The organism is Sulfobacillus sp. hq2, assembly GCF_002903155.1.
GTDB lineage: Bacteria > Bacillota > Sulfobacillia > Sulfobacillales > Sulfobacillaceae > Sulfobacillus > Sulfobacillus thermotolerans.
In genome coordinates this window covers 62,097-78,024 of the sequence record NZ_NWUL01000047.1, presented here as the reverse complement: position 1 = coordinate 78,024, position 15,928 = coordinate 62,097, and the positions used below count along the sequence as shown (strand labels likewise).

At 50.7% G+C, this 15,928-nt stretch carries 19 protein-coding genes and 1 pseudogene; 17 read left to right on the top strand and 3 right to left on the bottom strand.

All coding sequences use genetic code 11. The features are described 5' to 3' along the window. Positions 1-41 precede the first annotated feature (41 nt). The 4 genes from sigE (at position 42) to CO251_RS13885 (ending at position 2,618) form a co-directional block, all read left to right on the top strand. Positions 42-719 carry an RNA polymerase sporulation sigma factor SigE gene (gene sigE, locus CO251_RS13900; RefSeq protein WP_242968646.1) on the top strand — a complete coding sequence of 226 codons (678 nt, stop codon included), beginning with the start codon at positions 42-44 and terminating at the stop codon, positions 717-719. A gap of 135 nt (positions 720-854) precedes the next feature. Continuing rightward, entirely contained in the window at positions 855-1,628 is a 774-nt protein-coding gene (gene sigG, locus CO251_RS13895) for an RNA polymerase sporulation sigma factor SigG (protein ID WP_103376417.1), read from the top strand. Continuing rightward, entirely contained in the window at positions 1,628-2,299 is a 672-nt protein-coding gene (spoIIR, locus tag CO251_RS13890; RefSeq protein ID WP_103376416.1) for a stage II sporulation protein R, read from the top strand. The genes sigG and spoIIR overlap by 1 nt, the downstream gene beginning before the upstream one ends. Positions 2,300-2,363: 64 nt before the next feature. Further along, entirely contained in the window at positions 2,364-2,618 is a 255-nt protein-coding gene (locus CO251_RS13885) for a YlmC/YmxH family sporulation protein (RefSeq protein ID WP_103376415.1), read from the top strand. Between the two features lie 477 nt (positions 2,619-3,095). Here CO251_RS13885 and CO251_RS13880 read toward each other — a convergent pair whose 3' ends face one another. Continuing rightward, complete coding sequence (locus CO251_RS13880; protein ID WP_103376414.1) at positions 3,096-3,377, bottom strand: hypothetical protein; 282 nt, start codon at positions 3,375-3,377, stop codon at positions 3,096-3,098. A 236-nt stretch (positions 3,378-3,613) separates the two neighbouring features. Between CO251_RS13880 and CO251_RS18100 the strand changes: the two genes are divergently transcribed. Beyond that, positions 3,614-4,015, top strand: coding sequence for a DUF3800 domain-containing protein (locus tag CO251_RS18100; protein ID WP_103376413.1), 402 nt, complete (start codon positions 3,614-3,616; stop codon positions 4,013-4,015). A gap of 395 nt (positions 4,016-4,410) precedes the next feature. Then, complete coding sequence (locus CO251_RS17930; protein ID WP_255398176.1) at positions 4,411-4,545, top strand: hypothetical protein; 135 nt, start codon at positions 4,411-4,413, stop codon at positions 4,543-4,545. Between the two features lie 83 nt (positions 4,546-4,628). Here CO251_RS17930 and CO251_RS17800 read toward each other — a convergent pair. After that, a pseudogene (locus tag CO251_RS17800) lies at positions 4,629-4,868 on the bottom strand (transposase); the annotation flags it as partial. A gap of 241 nt (positions 4,869-5,109) precedes the next feature. On the opposite strand from CO251_RS17800, the gene CO251_RS13865 reads away from it, so the two are divergent. From CO251_RS13865 to CO251_RS13825, 8 genes are all read left to right on the top strand, one after another. Next, positions 5,110-5,409 carry a helix-turn-helix domain-containing protein gene (locus CO251_RS13865; RefSeq protein ID WP_146039091.1) on the top strand — a complete coding sequence of 100 codons (300 nt, stop codon included), beginning with the start codon at positions 5,110-5,112 and terminating at the stop codon, positions 5,407-5,409. 357 nt (positions 5,410-5,766) lie between these two features. Beyond that, on the top strand, positions 5,767-6,372 hold the full coding sequence (locus CO251_RS13855; protein ID WP_103376411.1) for a spore coat protein: 606 nt from the start codon (positions 5,767-5,769) through the stop codon (positions 6,370-6,372). A 161-nt stretch (positions 6,373-6,533) separates the two neighbouring features. Further along, positions 6,534-7,331 (top strand): peptidoglycan editing factor PgeF, encoded by a 798-nt coding sequence (gene pgeF, locus CO251_RS13850; protein ID WP_103376410.1) that lies wholly within the window; start codon positions 6,534-6,536, stop codon positions 7,329-7,331. Then, positions 7,316-7,999, top strand: coding sequence for a YggS family pyridoxal phosphate-dependent enzyme (locus CO251_RS13845; RefSeq protein ID WP_242968618.1), 684 nt, complete (start codon positions 7,316-7,318; stop codon positions 7,997-7,999). The genes pgeF and CO251_RS13845 overlap by 16 nt, the downstream gene beginning before the upstream one ends. 12 nt (positions 8,000-8,011) lie before the next feature. Continuing rightward, the gene (locus CO251_RS13840; protein ID WP_103376409.1) at positions 8,012-8,449 is read left to right on the top strand and encodes a cell division protein SepF; all 438 of its coding nucleotides are present in this window, start codon (positions 8,012-8,014) and stop codon (positions 8,447-8,449) included. Further along, entirely contained in the window at positions 8,446-8,736 is a 291-nt protein-coding gene (locus CO251_RS13835) for a YggT family protein (RefSeq protein WP_103376408.1), read from the top strand. Before CO251_RS13840 ends, CO251_RS13835 begins: the two co-directional genes overlap by 4 nt. A 15-nt stretch (positions 8,737-8,751) precedes the next feature. Further along, positions 8,752-9,219, top strand: coding sequence for a DivIVA domain-containing protein (locus tag CO251_RS13830; RefSeq protein WP_103376407.1), 468 nt, complete (start codon positions 8,752-8,754; stop codon positions 9,217-9,219). 371 nt (positions 9,220-9,590) lie between these two features. Further along, positions 9,591-10,502, top strand: a complete 912-nt coding sequence (locus CO251_RS13825; RefSeq protein WP_242968617.1) for a GNAT family N-acetyltransferase — start codon at positions 9,591-9,593, stop codon at positions 10,500-10,502. A gap of 174 nt (positions 10,503-10,676) precedes the next feature. Here CO251_RS13825 and CO251_RS13820 read toward each other — a convergent pair whose 3' ends face one another. Continuing rightward, complete coding sequence (locus CO251_RS13820) at positions 10,677-11,780, bottom strand: acyltransferase (RefSeq protein WP_255398173.1); 1,104 nt, start codon at positions 11,778-11,780, stop codon at positions 10,677-10,679. 531 nt (positions 11,781-12,311) lie between these two features. Between CO251_RS13820 and CO251_RS13810 the strand changes: the two genes are divergently transcribed. The 3 genes from CO251_RS13810 (at position 12,312) to CO251_RS13800 (ending at position 15,604) form a co-directional block, all read left to right on the top strand. Further along, complete coding sequence (locus CO251_RS13810; protein WP_103376403.1) at positions 12,312-13,793, top strand: amino acid permease; 1,482 nt, start codon at positions 12,312-12,314, stop codon at positions 13,791-13,793. Positions 13,794-13,797: 4 nt separating this feature from the next. Continuing rightward, a complete protein-coding gene (locus CO251_RS13805; RefSeq protein WP_242968616.1) occupies positions 13,798-14,997 on the top strand; it encodes a CaiB/BaiF CoA-transferase family protein in 1,200 nt (399 codons plus the stop codon). Positions 14,998-15,103: 106 nt separating this feature from the next. Further along, positions 15,104-15,604 carry a GNAT family N-acetyltransferase gene (locus CO251_RS13800; protein ID WP_146039090.1) on the top strand — a complete coding sequence of 167 codons (501 nt, stop codon included), beginning with the start codon at positions 15,104-15,106 and terminating at the stop codon, positions 15,602-15,604. Positions 15,605-15,928: the final 324 nt, after the last annotated feature.

The window sequence follows — 15,928 nt, the reverse complement described above, 5'->3', positions numbered from 1 at the left end:
CCAAGGCCTCATGGCTAATACGGGTGAGAGTGCAGCTCTTGATGCTGCTCGGGCTGGAAGAAGCCAACCCGGAAGTTCATTATGTCGGGTCCAGTGAAGCGTTGCCGCCTCCCCTTACCGGAGATGAAGAGGCTAATCTGCTGCATTTACTGGGATCGGGCGAGGACAGTGTCCGCTCTGTTCTCATTGAACGGAATTTACGGCTTGTGGTCTACATTGCCCGCAAATTTGAAAATACCGGGATCGGGATAGAGGATTTGGTTTCAATTGGGGCCATTGGACTGATAAAGGCGGTCAATACGTTTGATGTGGAAAAGAAAATTAAGCTGGCCACATATGCCTCGAAATGCATTGAAAACGAAATTTTGATGTATTTGCGCCGCAACTCGCGGACACGGTCTGAGGTCTCTTTTGATGAGCCCTTGAACGTGGATTGGGACGGCAATGAGCTCTTGTTATCGGACGTCTTGGGTACCGAAAACGATATTATTTATAAGCGGTTAGAGGATGAAGTTGACCGCACGATGTTAAAAAGAGCACTGAGCAAACTCAATGCCCGCGAGCGCAGAATTATGGAACTGCGTTTTGGCCTCATGGATGGCTACGAGCGGACGCAAAAAGAGGTGGCGGATTCATTAGGCATCAGCCAATCGTATATCTCCCGTCTCGAAAAGCGCATTATTAAACGGCTGCGTAAGGAATTTTACCGCATGGAATAACGACATCCTGCCCCGAGCGAGCCCCGGAAGCCAATTATTGGCAAATTCCGGGGCTTTTTGTATATCCTCACTCGCGTTTGGTGATACTGCCATTGTGAAGATGAAGGATGAAAGCTCCGGGGAGGGGTTAGGGTCGTGCCACTGAATAAAGTTGAAATCCCTGGTGTCAATACGGCGAAATTACCGGTGTTGGGCAATGTCAAAATGCGAGAACTCTTTAAAAATATGCAAGCGGGTGACGAGTCCGCACGCGATGAACTGATTAATGGCAATCTGCGCTTAGTCTTGAGTGTCATTCAGCGCTTTCAAAACCGCGGCGAGCATAGTGATGACTTGTTTCAAGTGGGCTGCATTGGCCTTATGAAAGCCATAGACAACTTTGACTTAGGTCAAAACGTGAAGTTTTCCACGTATGCTGTGCCGATGATTATTGGGGAAATCCGGCGTTATCTGCGCGACAACAATCCGATTCGCGTCAGCCGTTCGCTCCGCGACATTGCTTACAAAGCTTTGCAAGTGCGAGATGGATTGGTCCACCGCTATTCGAAAGAGCCGACGATTAGTGAGATCGCCGAAGAATTAAGTGTGCCGCGTGAAGAAGTGCTGTATGCCTTGGATGCTATTCAAGAACCTGTATCGCTGTTCGAGCCCATTTATCATGACGGCGGCGATCCGATTTTTGTGATGGACCAAATCAGTGATGAAAAAAATCATGACCGCAATTGGCTGGAAAGTTTAGCTATTCGGGAAGCCATGCGGCGGTTGAATGACCGAGAAAAGTTAATTTTGACGATGCGCTTCTTTGACGGAAAGACGCAAATGGAAGTGGCTGACGAAATTGGCATCAGCCAAGCACAAGTGTCGCGCCTGGAAAAGGCGGCGTTGACGCACATGAGGAAGTACATCTGATGTGGGTGAAACAGATTGCGCTAAGTTTTCTGGCCATGGGATTTTTATGGAGTATTGCGCCCGTCACACCGCAAGGCCATACGGCTTTGGCAGGTACGACGACGCAGGCGATTACCCCGCCCCCCGTCATTCGGTTTCGGGTCATTGCCAATTCGGACAACCCCGTGGATCAAGCCGTGAAACTCGATGTGCGCGATAGGGTGCTAGCGGTCTTAGATCCGCTTTTGACCCACGTGCATGATAAAGAGCAGGCTGCAGCCATCTTATCGCACCATATTGCCCAAGTAACGGAAGCAGCCGATGCGGTGTTGGCAGCTCATCATGTGACCTATCACGCGCATGTTCGCTTAACGACGACAGAATTTCCTACGAAAGCATATGGCAGCTGGGTCTTGCCCGCTGGGCGCTATGAGGCCTTATTGGTGGTCTTAGGACGCGGGGCCGGGCATAATTGGTGGTGCGTGTTGTTTCCCTCATTGTGCTTCATCGACATGAGCAATGCGGTGGCCATTCCGGCTGCTGCCGCGATGCAGACGTCACCGGCTAATCCGGTCACGGTCCCGGCTGTGCCGGTGAAATTACCCCCGTCCGTGCCTCATCACCCCCATGGGGCCATTCATGTCTCGTGGCGGTTGCCCCATATTGTCAATCATCTCCTGGCTTGGTTTTAAGAGGTAGTGGGGAATTCGTCTAGTGTCCGCCGGTGCGACATAAGGTATAACGGGGGGATGCCTGGTGGTAAAGACCTCTGCACTGCGGACGAAGGATGTTATCAACATTGTTGATGGGCGGCGAATGGGTTTCATCGGCGATTTGGAGCTGGATTTAGAAGGAGGACGCCTGAAGGCCGTTGTCATTTTGGGTGCCAGCCACCTTTTGGGCCTGTTTGGACGGGAGCGTGACACGGTGATCCCTTGGGATCAGATCCGCAAAATCGGTGAGGACGTTATTTTGGTAGAAATTGATCAATATCACGCCCAAGACATGTAAAGGGGCTGGCCCAAAAGGGCAATAGATTCACGCGATAAATTAGCCCCAAAAATCGGGATGAGATCAAGAAAACCCGCCTTTTTTGGTACGATCTTCTTATGAAGAAGATGTGTCCGAAAGGCGGGTTTTGGGTTGGGGAACCAAATAGAGGCATGAGTGATGACGGGATTGCCGGAGCCCCAGGAGGTATCGATCGTCCGCGAGGTTCACGCCAGTTTCGGCCATATCAGCAAGATCCATGATTTTTACCCATGGATTTGTCCGATGTGATTCCGGTCCATCATGTGGTCCGCGTCGTCAACGACGCGGTGGATCAACTGAGCGACCGGTCTTTGACCACGTCTACCCGGGCGGGGGGCCCTATCACCCCCAGCTCATGGCCAAGATTTTAGTCTATGCGTACAAACAACGTGTGTACTCCTCTCACCAGATTGCCTGCCAAAGCCGTGCGCGGGCAGAGGATTCATGATTGTTATCTCACGTTTTACTGACCGATCCGGTAATTTGGTCGACTTGATTCTCAGAGAGAGTATGAGATCCAATAATATAATGCACGCCATTCATTTGAAACGTAAGAGATGAATGTGTGCCGCTTCCCATGATTCCATAAACTGTAGTCCATGTTCCTGTGATCGGTGTCTGTGACCCCGACCCAGGAATCGTTAATGCGACGGTTCCCGTTATTGCGTGATCGCCCCCCGTACCTAACGAATTAGCGTTGCCGGATTCTTGTACGGTAAAATTATTATAGATGAGCATTAATACACCTCTATGAGAGGTCGCGGCCGTAAAAGTCGTCGCCCTGACACTCAAGCGTCTACCTCAACATCATCGTCGACATCAACGCCGATAAGTCTATCCTCGATTACCTACACGACCAAGCAACAGGCAACCATTTTTCAATTAGGTCATAAGGTCGGGTTTCCTGCGGCCTATGTTCCTCGACAAGGCTTTCAATCACAATTTGATGGCTTCCAAACCATTATCGATTCTTATTGCAGAGACTGAATGGATATGCTCATGAGAATGATTCAAAATGTTTAGTCGCATTTGATTCCCAAGACGAAGGTAACGATCGGATTATTGTCAATCGGATAAAAAATTATCTCTTTAAATCGAAAGAAGGACGGCTATTAACTTCACTCGTGGAAACAGCATTTTTTGTTAGCTCCAAAGTCGAAGAAGGTATTCAAATCGCCGATCTGCTGGCCGGGATTATCCGCCAGCATCACGAGCATCGAGACAATGAGACAAACGCTGCATTTTTAGATTGGGTAGACGAATTATATGACATCGTCGTCTCACGCACGATGACAGTGCCAGGACCGCGTCCGGAAGAGTCGCTCAGGGGAATTTATAAGATGCCATCCAAATTTTTTGCTTTTGGACACCATTGACACACCAAGACAAACAAGTGTATTATGTTCTAAATTAGAGTATGAGAAATTCGAGTAGTTCCTCCAGGAGCTGCTCGATTTTTTTCGTCTGTATTTTATACGCTACGAAGGCACCTTGCAATGTTCGCGCACGTGATGACGGTGACGGAAGACCGTTCGAGAGGGAACCGAAGCGAAAGACCCTTTGGTTGGGCATGCCCGTAGAACTCGGCTGGTCTGAAGAAAATATGGATGTCATATTTCAGCGAGTCCATCATAAGAACATGTCCCGAGCTTGGATGTTAGTCTAAACTGTGGACACCCCGAATTGAGACACGATGATACAATAATTCTCAATTGAGGTGAATCCGGCCAATCCATATGATCGAGCATTTAAAGAAGAAGCGGTTCCACGCGTGTTGACCCAACACAAAAGTGGGGCCCAAGTGGCCCGCGAACTGGGCATTCCCAGCAAACGGAAAGCGGAGGACCAAGCTCTTCGTGATTTGCAGCGACGTATTCGAGATCTCGAAGAGGAAAAGGCGATCTGAAAAAAAGCGATGCGCTTCGTCACCAACGATCGGAAGTCATCGTTCAGTTCATTCATGAACACGTGATCGTCGACTTCTTTGAGCTTGTGCCTATGCAAGGGATTGACCAAGACGACGGTCACGCCGGGTTGTTGGCGCAACCGGTGCGCTAGGGGCAACCAATAGGCCCCCGTGGATTCCAGCCCGATCACGAGGCGCCGCCTGGCCGGGCGGCGGGCCCACATGGACTCGAACCCGCTGCGGGTATTGGCAAACCGCATAGGCTTGCCCGCCGACAACCCACTGGGAAACAACCATTGAATGTTATGCCAGCCTTGTGCCACCTCCACCCCTCCCACCACGGCACCTTAGGCGGCCGCTTTGTGTTGATCAATCGTCGATGTAGAACGCATTGAGAAGTCTTCCTTGGTCTGGTATCGGGTCTGCACCATCAACAGTACCAAAGGGCGATTTCTTTCCTCAACCGTGAAAGTCCGCCGAAATCACATTTCTACAGGACGCTTATGGTTTTATATTGAACTCCTTATATCCGGCGTCAGCAGCCATAAGATGACCTGCGAGGATATGAAGCGATTGCCCTGCGGCCTTGCAAATCCTCTTCAGTTCTTCATGGAAATTCGCTCTCTCGGTCTAAAGGACAACCTTGATACCACTCAAATGCAATTGATGCAACTCTTGACGTCGTCTCCCCCGATTCCGCCCTTAAGAAAGCAAAGCCAAGACCTTTTGAAAGCAGCGTATTTACATCGCGAATGGAGCGTGGCGCAGATAGCCACCCACTTTCATGTTAGCCGCTCGTCCTTTTATCGCCATAAGCGCAAAGCTCTCGAAGAGTTAGCCGAAGCATGGAACGCTCGGCACTAATAACACAAAGCCCGACAACCAATAGGACAAAAATACGGCCACCGGATAGCGGAATAAAAACCAGAGTACAAACCAGAGTACAAACCAGAGTACAAACCAGAGTACAAACCAGAGTACAAACCAGAGTACAAACCAGAGTACAAACCAGAGTACAAACCAGAGTACAAACCAGAGTACAAACCAGAGTACAAACCAGAGTACAAACTTAGAGTACAAACCAGAGTATTCTCATGACGAAAACCATTTCTTGATCCTTATTGTTTAGCGCGGATGGCGATACCCACGAGCACGGACATGCATGAACCCTACGTAGTGCGGACACGATAAGACCGCACCACACCATAAAGGGGGATGACTATGCCAAAATTGACGGCTCAGGAATATCAGCAATTACATGAAATTGCCTCAGCGGATGCGACCTTAATCGCGAAAGCAACGGGTTTTTTGTCGTTTGTGCAAGATGGCGACTTGAAATCCATGGTGGAAAATGAACGCCGCAAAGCCGAGATGCATTATAACGAACTGATTGATATTGCCAATGGCGAATCGCTCAATCAAAAGTTCGAGCAGCTTGATGGTGGACTGAAAGGACGTCCGCGCAATGCGTCCATGCAGTCTCCAACGCCTATTCAACCGAAAAGCGGTCAGGGATTTACCGACCGCATTATTGCGGCTGATCTATTGGACTATTCTAAGAGCATGACCGTGCGCTGCATCTGGGCGGCGACCGAAATCACCCATGTGGGGATTCGCCGGGCGTTATCCGAAATGGCCCGGTATCACCTAGATGCTGCCTATGAATTTTTTAAATTCATGGAGCAAAAGGGTTGGTATGTGCCCTTGGGAGCTAATGAGAATGCCGAGCAGTGGTTCCGCCAAAATCACGAGCAAATTATTTCCGCTCATATGAGCGGACGTCAAGAATCAGACTGGGTTAGTGCTAACGCTCCCATGCCCTCCTAAACGGTAAACGGGCCGGAATCTCCCGTCGAGATTCCGGCCCGCCTACTGTTTTGGTGAAGGGATTAGAAAGCATCATGTTTTCGCCCGTAAGGGCGTGATAAAATAAGCGCAGGGGTCGGCGTGTGTCCGTCCACGCAATCAGACCGTTTAGGAGCGCGCCCATGGCACAGTGGGAACATCACGGCCCGTACTGGAAATGGTTAGGAGTTAACACAGTCCAGGCCATCTTTACAACACGTCAAGGCGGGATCTCAGATCCGCCTTATGATACCTTGAATCTCTCCTTCAATATGCCAGATCAACCGCAGGCGGTTTTGGAAAATCGGACGCGGGCTTTGTCATGGCTGGGCGCCTCATTAGATCAGCTTGTCATGGCAGAGCAAGTGCATAAGGCACTTGTTAGCTGGGTCGGTGAATCCGATGCCCCGGCGGGCGCCAGATCCTCCGCCGGGGCAATTCCTGGCGCCGATGGGTTACTCACCCGTTCATCTGATATTGTGCTCGGTATGGGGTTTGCCGATTGCGTTCCGATTTTTCTTGCAGACGAGGCGGGAACCATCGGCGGCTTGTTACATGCCGGGTGGCGGGGCACCGTGCAAGGGGTGCAAGTGGAGGCCGTTGCACAGTTGATTGAGCAAGGCATAGCCCCCCACGATCTTCATGTCGGCATTGGACCATCCATTGGTCCGTGTTGCTATGAAGTCGATGAGCGGGTGGCACAAGCTTTTCGGGAGGCGATGGGATCTGACGCGCCACTGGTCACCAGCATGAAGCCAGGACATTACCAGCTCGACTTGTGGACGGCGAATCGGCGGCGTCTTGAGCAGGCGGGCGTTCGGCCGGACCGTATTGATGTTGCAGGGGTATGTACGGCCTGCCACCGGGATCAGTTTTTTTCTCATCGTCGCGATGCGGGCCGCACGGGCCGCATGGGGGGATATCTATGGCTCAAGAAATAGCGGAACGTGTGCAACATGTATTAGCACAAATCGAGGCCATTCGACCCGGTGAAGGGGTCAAGCTCATGGCCGTCACGAAGATGCGAACCCGAGAGGAGGCCTTAGCCGCTGTGGCGGCGGGTGCCCAGCTTATCGGAGAAAACAAGGTGCAAGAAGCCAAAGATAAGTGGCACGAAAAGCCTCCGGTTCCCTTGCACCTTATTGGACATCTTCAAACGAACAAGGTAAAATATACCATAGATCTTTTTGACTCTGTCGACAGTATAGATAGTGAGAAGGTGGCAGAGGCATTAAATCAACGGGTTACTGACCGTCTTGCGGTCATGTTGGAAATCAATGCGGGACAAGAAGCGAGTAAAACGGGAATGTTTCCTCAGCACGTGCGTGCGTTTTTAGAACAAGCCCATCGGTGGCCGCATTTGCAATTTATCGGCATGATGGCACTGTTTCCGTCAGCAGTTGGCACAACTTTGGACGAAAAGAAAAAAATTCGGGCACTGATGAAGGAAACTGGCGAATTATGGCGAACTTGTCGAGAAGAGAGATTTCCTTGGGCTCCTTTGGATGAATTATCCATGGGAATGACGGATGATTATGAGTGGGCTTTAGAGGCAGGCACAACGATTGTCCGTCTGGGAACCGCTCTGTTTGGTCCAAGAACTTATTGAGGAGGGTGATTTGTGAAAGCGGGAATCGTAGGCAAGTTCTTAAATTTTGTGGGGTTAGAAGAAGTGCAGGATGAAGAATTTGACACACAGGAAGTCGCCGCGACATCAGACTGGGAAGATGAAGTGCCCCAAAAGAAGCGGGGAGGCTTGGTCAGTTTGCCAGGTTCGCGTGGGTTTCGGGTGGTCGTGATGCATCCCAGGACCTTAGAGGATGGCCAGGCTATTGCCGATCAGGTCAAAGGGCGTCGTCCCGTGATTGTCAATCTGGATTTGGCTGAAGAACGGGCCGGCCAGCGCTTGTTAAACTTCTTATCTGGAGTTGCTTATGCGTTAGATGGCGGACTGCGCAAAGTCGGAGACAATATCTTCCTCGTTACGCCCAACAACGTGGAAGTCGCCAGTGAAGATCATGATGACGCGCCCGGGTGGACCAGGAGCCTGTCTAAGTGAGTATCATCTTCATCCATTTAGCAGAAACTGTCCATATTCTGCAAGATGTGTTTTTTGTTGTGCTGATGATACGGATTGTGTCATCGTTTTTTCCTCCGAAGACCGCGGGGCTATGGGATAAGGCGACGTACATTTCAACACAGCTGACTGAGCCCATTTTAGCCCCTATTCGGCGGAGGGTGCCTCTGGTGGGAATGCTCGATTTGTCCCCTTTGATTGCGTTTTTCTTGGTGGACATTGCGTCATACCTGCTTGTGGCGTTGTTTCTTTATATGGCCAGGTTCTAACCGCGGGAGGATTTTATGCCACTGACACCTTTAGATATTGTCAATAAAGAGTTTAAACACGGATTTCGGGGTTATAACGAAGATGACGTCAATGAATTTCTTGACGAAATCGTTCGGGATTATGAAGCATTGATTCGTGAGAACGATGAACTGAAAGAAAACACCTCGGGCATGACGGAGCGCCTTGAGCAATATCGCAAATTGGAAGCTACGCTGCAAAATACGTTGATTATTGCGCAGCAGACGTCGGAAGAAGTCAAAACGGCGGCGCGCAAGGAAGCCGAACTGATTGTGCGTGAAGCCGAAGCGAAAGCCGAGGAAATTGTGCGGCGAGCTGAAGCGAAAGTGCGTGACGCGGAAAGCCAACTGGCGCAAATTCGTTATGAGACGGAAAAATACCGGGCGCAAGTGCGGAGTTTATTAGAATCTCAATTGCGATTATTATCCGAGGAACCGATGGCATTGCAGGCCAGCCGTGATTAGGGAATGGGCTGGCCGCTATGTGGGCGGCCAGCGTAGTTTCCGGCTTCACCATCCATGAGCCGTGTTGTAAAGAATGGTCATGGGTAGCAGGGCATATTCTCTTGTTCTCTGTCAAACAACTGCCGAACGATTCGGTTATGCGGTTTGATCTCTAAAAGTGTGTGTGGTTTCAGAAAGAGATTCAGAGATGGACATAGGCTTCTTTTAGCCCCGGAGCACCGGTTTAAACAATGCTATTGCTGGCGATGTCTTGAAACATCTCATAACGTTGATCACTCAACAAATGAATCCATTCTCTTACCCATAGTCTATACCTCACTTTCCGTCCTCCTCAGCGACATTTAACAGGACTATTCTTCGTAAGTCGGTAGGTGCGGCTCTTTGATGCAGAGCTGTTTACTCAAGGAGGAACGCTGGATTTAAAAATGGATCTGTCATTAAGATTAGAGACTTTGGACGTCCACGATATCAATAGCTTAGTTCGATTGTCGGCCGCGGTAGGTTGGGATTATGATGTCGCCGAAATTGGCACGCTTTTGGCCGTTGGCCGCGTGTTTGGTCACAAAACGGCCGCAGGTGAGCTCGTATCCAGTGCTGCTGTCGCGTCGTATGCACCGGACATGGCTCACATGGGGATGGTGATAGTCCATCCAGACTTTCGGCGAGGCGGTTTGGGCAAAGACGTCACCGCCGCCGCTTTGGGCGTGATGACGATTGGAAGCTGCGTGTCGCTTGTGTCTACGCCAGAGGGTCTGTCTTTATACGAAAAAATGGGATTTGAGGTCGTAAGCGTGGTTCACAAGTATGTTCGGAGCCAGGGATTGAGTGGATATGCGGACAAGCCTATAGACCAAGGAAATGTGGTTAGCCTACGCTTGGACGACATCGAACGTGTAAACGCGTTGGACGTACAAGCCTTTGGGGTCGACCGCAGGGAATTTTTGCGTCACCGTGTGCGCCAAGCGTCGGCCGGATGGATGCTTGTGAACGACGCTCAAATCCAGGGCTATGCGCTTGGGATCAAGGGAGCTGCCAGCTGGATTCTGGGTCCCGTGGTCGCCAGAGACGACGGGGTCGCAACGCAGTTGACCGCACAAATCGCTCAGGCAACGATGGATGCCATGCGGATCGATGTGCCCGCTCAACACGCCGACTGGGCCGCTTGCGAACTGCCGCGGTGGGGTTTTGCCAAGGTCGCAGAACCTCCAGTTATGACTTATCACGGCCGTCCGCTACGGTTTGGAAAAGGTCTCTATGCTTTAGCAGCGCAAGTGTTCGGATAAGATTGTGCCGTGTCGGCCCAGCTAGAGTATCATATGTCAGGGGCAGGTGTTCCCGTACCGGTTATAGCTAATCTCTATAGATAAAGGCTGCAAATGCCCTTCTACCCGTGTTTCTATGACTTTTGCCGGCGTCTTAGGCTTCGTGCTCGCCATAGGTACGCTCATCACGTTATTTCACCGAGCGCTCGTCGCATGCTGCGCGATGGTTTGTGCATACGAGCCAGGGTAGACTGAGAATTTGTGACGTAATTTCCGTCGCACCGGTTCCTCATAGTGGTAATAGATCAGGGCACTTAGGGCAACAGCCGTCATCAAGACCAAGCCATCTTGCCACAACGGGCCATGATAGTGATACAAGTTAAATTTTTGCAATGTGCGCATGACTAAACGATGAATCATGTAAAAAGCAAAACTCCAATTGCCGAGGCGAACAAGGGCAGCGTGCGAGAAGACCCGAGACATCACCCCTTTTTGGTGCGCAAATATCCATAACAGAATAGCCCAGCCTGGCAGATACAAGGCACTAAAGCGCAAGGATTGTTCCGTATAGGGTCCTATGGCAATCGTGCCGACAACAAGCAAGAGACCGGCAACTTCCAAGGTGGTCCATGGCAGATGTGTTCCTGGACGATTCCACGCAATGCGGTCAAACACGAGGGCGGCGCCCATGCCGATGAAAAAGTCCACGAGGCGCGTTCCGGGAAAAATGTAGGCAATCCAACTCTGCCATGACGAATGATATGGAATCAATAGGGCCACTAGACTGCCCCATAAGATGGCCATCCCCAACACAACGTGCCGAGCGTGCCAATGTCGCCCCAAGGTATTCCACCACTGCATGAGCCAAGGAAATATCGCGTAGAAGGTTGCTTCATCCGACAGACTCCATGCCACTCCATCAAAAGAAAACGCAATCGCCAAGTACGGAATGTAGCTTTGAATGAGCGCGAGATTGGCCAATCCTACACCAATCCATGTTGCCAGATTTCCATAGGCGTGTATCGGGGTGAGTGGGATCGACCAGAGAAAGGCTAAGGCGTACACGGGATAAATACGGGCAAACCGAGCCCAATAGAATTGTCGGCGGGCCTCGGAAGAGGGATGGCGGAAGCGATGAACATAATTATAGGTCAGAATGAATCCCGATAATGTGTAAAAGAATGAAACGCCTACGTAGCCGGTTTGGTATTCGCGCAAAAACCCGATATGCCATAAAAAGACGAACATAACCGCTAAGAATCGGAATGAGGTTAAGGGGGCTAGTGATTGTCGTGTCAGGATGATTTTCCTCCTCTTTTATGGTTAGGATTTTTCCTTACTGGTCCGCCTTGCCAAAGGCCTAGGACAAGAACACCACATCGTGAGGTAAGGTTTTGGGTTTTCAAGGGGCGAAAAAAAGAGGTAGCGGTGAGTCTTTCGTTCTTGGACATGAACGTTTCATGCATTCATGGGTATGTTGCTTGATCGAGATCTCTCGAGTTGTCCGTAGCCATAGTGTGTGGGTTAAGTGTTGCGAAAATGTTTCGATATGGGTGCCAATGCAATATGGGGATTCACGAGGAAGGAAGACAAGGAACCTGCTGGCTTGTGCATTTGGTTCAAAGGGTTTTTAAGGATAGTGCACAAAATCCAAAGGATTTTCATGAGCGCAATGGAATAGAGTCCATAGAGAATGAGATCCTTCTTCTTCAGCCATGTCTCAAACTGGCAGGGACCCAAATACAAATCATGGGCGTCCTTTTGCTAAACAATCTGCCCTAGTATATGAGCATTTACGCTTCATATCAACGTTGAGAAAAGAGGCGAGCCATGGAACGGAACCCAAACCAAATGGACCTGGATCAACAACATTTAGAGCAGTTTGGATACAAACAAGAGTTGCAGCGTACCTTGAAGTTTTTTTCAAACTTCGGTGTCGCGTTCACCTACCTGTCACCGGTAGTCGGATTCTATTCACTGTTTGGATTTGGGCTTCAGACGGGGGGGCCCGCGTTCTTTTGGGGCATTCCTCTGGTTGTGGTGGGGCAGTTGATGGTCGTTTTGATTTTTTCGGAGCTGGCTGCAAAATATCCCCTGGCGGGCGCTTTGTACCAATGGGCGCGCCGGTTGATGGGAGGCGGGTATGGATGGTTTGTGGGATGGTTCTATGGTTGGGCGTTGCTCATCACCATTACGGCCGTTGACTACGGTGGGGCTCCTTACATTGCGTCGGCTTTGGGGATTAGTGGCACCCAGTCGCAACTGATTGTCATTACCCTAGTGATGGTCGTGATTCAGACCCTGATCAATATGCTGGGCATTACCCGGTTGTCCATTTTGATTAATATCGGCGTGGCAATGGAAGTTTTGGGGACGCTAGGTATCGGTTTGATTTTATTGTTCTATTCCCATCAACCCATTACGATTGTCAATACCACAATGGGTGTTCAGGGCCATCATAGTTATTGGCCCGTATTCTTCCTGGCTTTGCTCTTTTCAGGCTTCATCTTTTATGGATTTGAGTCGGCGGCAGACGTTGCGGAGGAAGTGATTGATCCGCGGCGCCGCGTGCCTAAAGCGATGATTTGGGCTTTGCTCGTGGGAGGGGCCACGACGATGTTTGCGGTGTTTGCTTTTTTGCATGCGACCCCGAATATGGCGTTGGCCATGAATGCGGCCAAAACGCCCAATCCTGTGACCTACATTCTGTCCGCGACGGTCGGAGTGACCTTTTCTAAAATATTTTTGTGGGTGGTGATTGTCGCCTTTTTGTCATGCGGCGCGGCTGTGGAGGCTGCCGCGACTCGGGTCTTTTATTCTTACGCGAGGGACCAGGTCATCCCCTTTCACCGTTTCTTAAGCTACGTATCGCCTAAATACCACACCCCTATAAATGCTCTTTGGGTATCGGCGATTATTGCCTTGTTGCTGAGCCTTTCCGCGCGGTTCGAGTCCATTTTGACGAGTTTTGCTGTAGTTGGTATTTATCTCGCGTTCCAAATGATTATGCTAGGTGCCTTAATCGCCCGGAGTCGTGGCGTCAAGGCTGACAACCTTTTCACCTTGCGGGGATGGGCCTGGCCCATCAATATTTTGGCATTAATTTACGGCATCGGGATGATTGTCAATTTAGCGCGCCCCACGACGCCATCTGCTCCCTGGTATATTGATTACGAGGTGATATTAGCTACGTCGGTGATCAGTGTCGCCGGGTTTATGGTCTATTACCTGTCGCCCGCCGCTCATCAAGCGCGCCATTTGAATAAAGAGTCCGTGATATCGGTCGACTCCGGACAATCAGGAGGCTTTTAATGAGTTGGATGGTCGCAGCTGGGCGCAAAACTGCATGAGGGAGAGTGAGAATACGGACGAGGTCATGCCCGGAAACTTGGATGGCATCCATGTGCTCGATTTGTCCAGGGTACTGGCGGCTCCTTACGCAACCATGGCATTGGGCGACATGGGGGCGACAATCATCAAAATTGAGCGGCCTGACATGGGGGATGAGACGAGACAATGGGGCCCACCCTTTTTAGGAAACGAATCCGCTTATTTTTTAAGTGCCAATCGCAACAAGAAGTCATGTGTCGTCGATTTAACCGACCCTGCAGGGCAAGACCTGGTGCGTACGTTAGCGACAAAGTGGGCTGACGTGGTGGTTGAGAACTTTAAACCCGGTAGTCTTGCCCGGTACGGGCTAGATTTGGAGGCTTTGCGCCGGAAAAATCCCCGCTTGGTCACGGCGACCTTGCGGGGATATCCGGAGGGCGATGATAGGCCCGGCTATGACTTTGTGATGCAGGCGGGAGCGGGCATTATGTCTTTAACCGGACCACCAGAAGGCCCTCCTTACAAAGTGGGCATTGCCATCGCCGACATTACGGCGGGTTTATTTCTTCTTTCAGGCATTTTGTCCGCGCTTGTGCATAGGGAGCGTACAGGCCAAGGGCAGCACCTTAACGTCTCGTTATTTGATGCTCAACTCGCGTGGTGGGCCAATGTGGGCTTGGCCCATTTAGTCACGGGCCAGGAACCTAATCGGTGGGGGAATGCGCATCCCCAGCTATCGCCGTATGAACTATTTGAGGCATCGGACGGTTATTTGGCGATTGCCGTAGGCAATGACAGGCAGTTTCAGTTTTTGGCTAAGGCTTTGGAACATCCCATGTGGGCAAAGGATATACGGTATCGTACAAATCCTGACCGGGTTAAAAATCGCGGCAGGTTGCATCAGATTATCCAAGACGTGATCCAACACCGGCGTGTATCCGATTGGGTTGCCATCCTTGAGGATCATGGCGTGCCGGCCGGACCGGTGCGCACAGTGCCCGAGGCTGTGGCCTGGCGAGAAAGTTTACCCCATTCGCCCATCAGCGTCCTTGAGGGAGTCCCACAAATCGCATTGCCGTGGGATTTTTCGGACACGCAGTCACTGCCTAGGACACGTCCACCGCAGTTGGGGGAGCATACCGAAGAGGTGTGGATGCTCTATCATTCCTTGCGCGAAGGGCCGTAACATTGGAGGAATAATTCCCCTTGACCAGTAGGACCAATTTTAATAGGCAAGACCTTATAAGGGAGAAAAGCTTGGTAGCGGATAGGACAAAGACGGAGGGTCAGTGTTGGCGGAAAAACATATTCTGACCGACGGCATCGTACAACTGCGCCCATTTTGTGAAGCTGACATGCGGTTACCTCAAGTCCTGAATTGGTATAAAGACCGCGAGGTTTTGGACGGTGTTGAAGGGCCATTGGCCCTGCCGTATGATCAAGCGCGGCTCGAACGGATGTACCGATACCTCAATGACCATGCTGAGCTCTACATGATTGAGGTGCGAGGAGTACGCGGATGGGAGACCATTGGTGATGTGGCTCTTGCCCCTGATATGCTGCCTATTGTTATTGGCGAAGCGGAGTGGCGATCGCGAGGCATTGGATCACGGGTCTTAGCCTTGTTGATTGACAGAGCACGAGAGTTGGGGTATTCCTCGCTATGGGCCAAGACGATTTGGACGGACAATATAAAAAGTCAACGGCTGTTTGAGCGAATGGGCTTTGACTGGGTTGCTTCAGGTGTAGACGACCAAGGACGACCTTGGGTCCGATATCAAAGGCGGTTATGAGAGTTCTGCCTCCCATTCATATTAAGAGCAGACCGATGGCCATCGGTCTGAAAGAACAATGGCAGATGGGGATGTTTCGTAGGTTTTCAATGGATAAGGAGAAATGGAAGGACTCTTAGGTGCGCGTTGTGATGGGAGTTCCCGGTTACAGAACGAACAATTGATAACCATCCCACCGCCGTTTTCGTAATATTCAGATCGGCTGTTCGAGAGATGTATGGCGGTGAAGACATAGTGTGGGAGCTATGTGTTACGCAAGTGTTTTAAGGCATTTGAACAGAAATCGTCGAGAAGAATGACAGATCCTTACATGGCAAAGAAGTC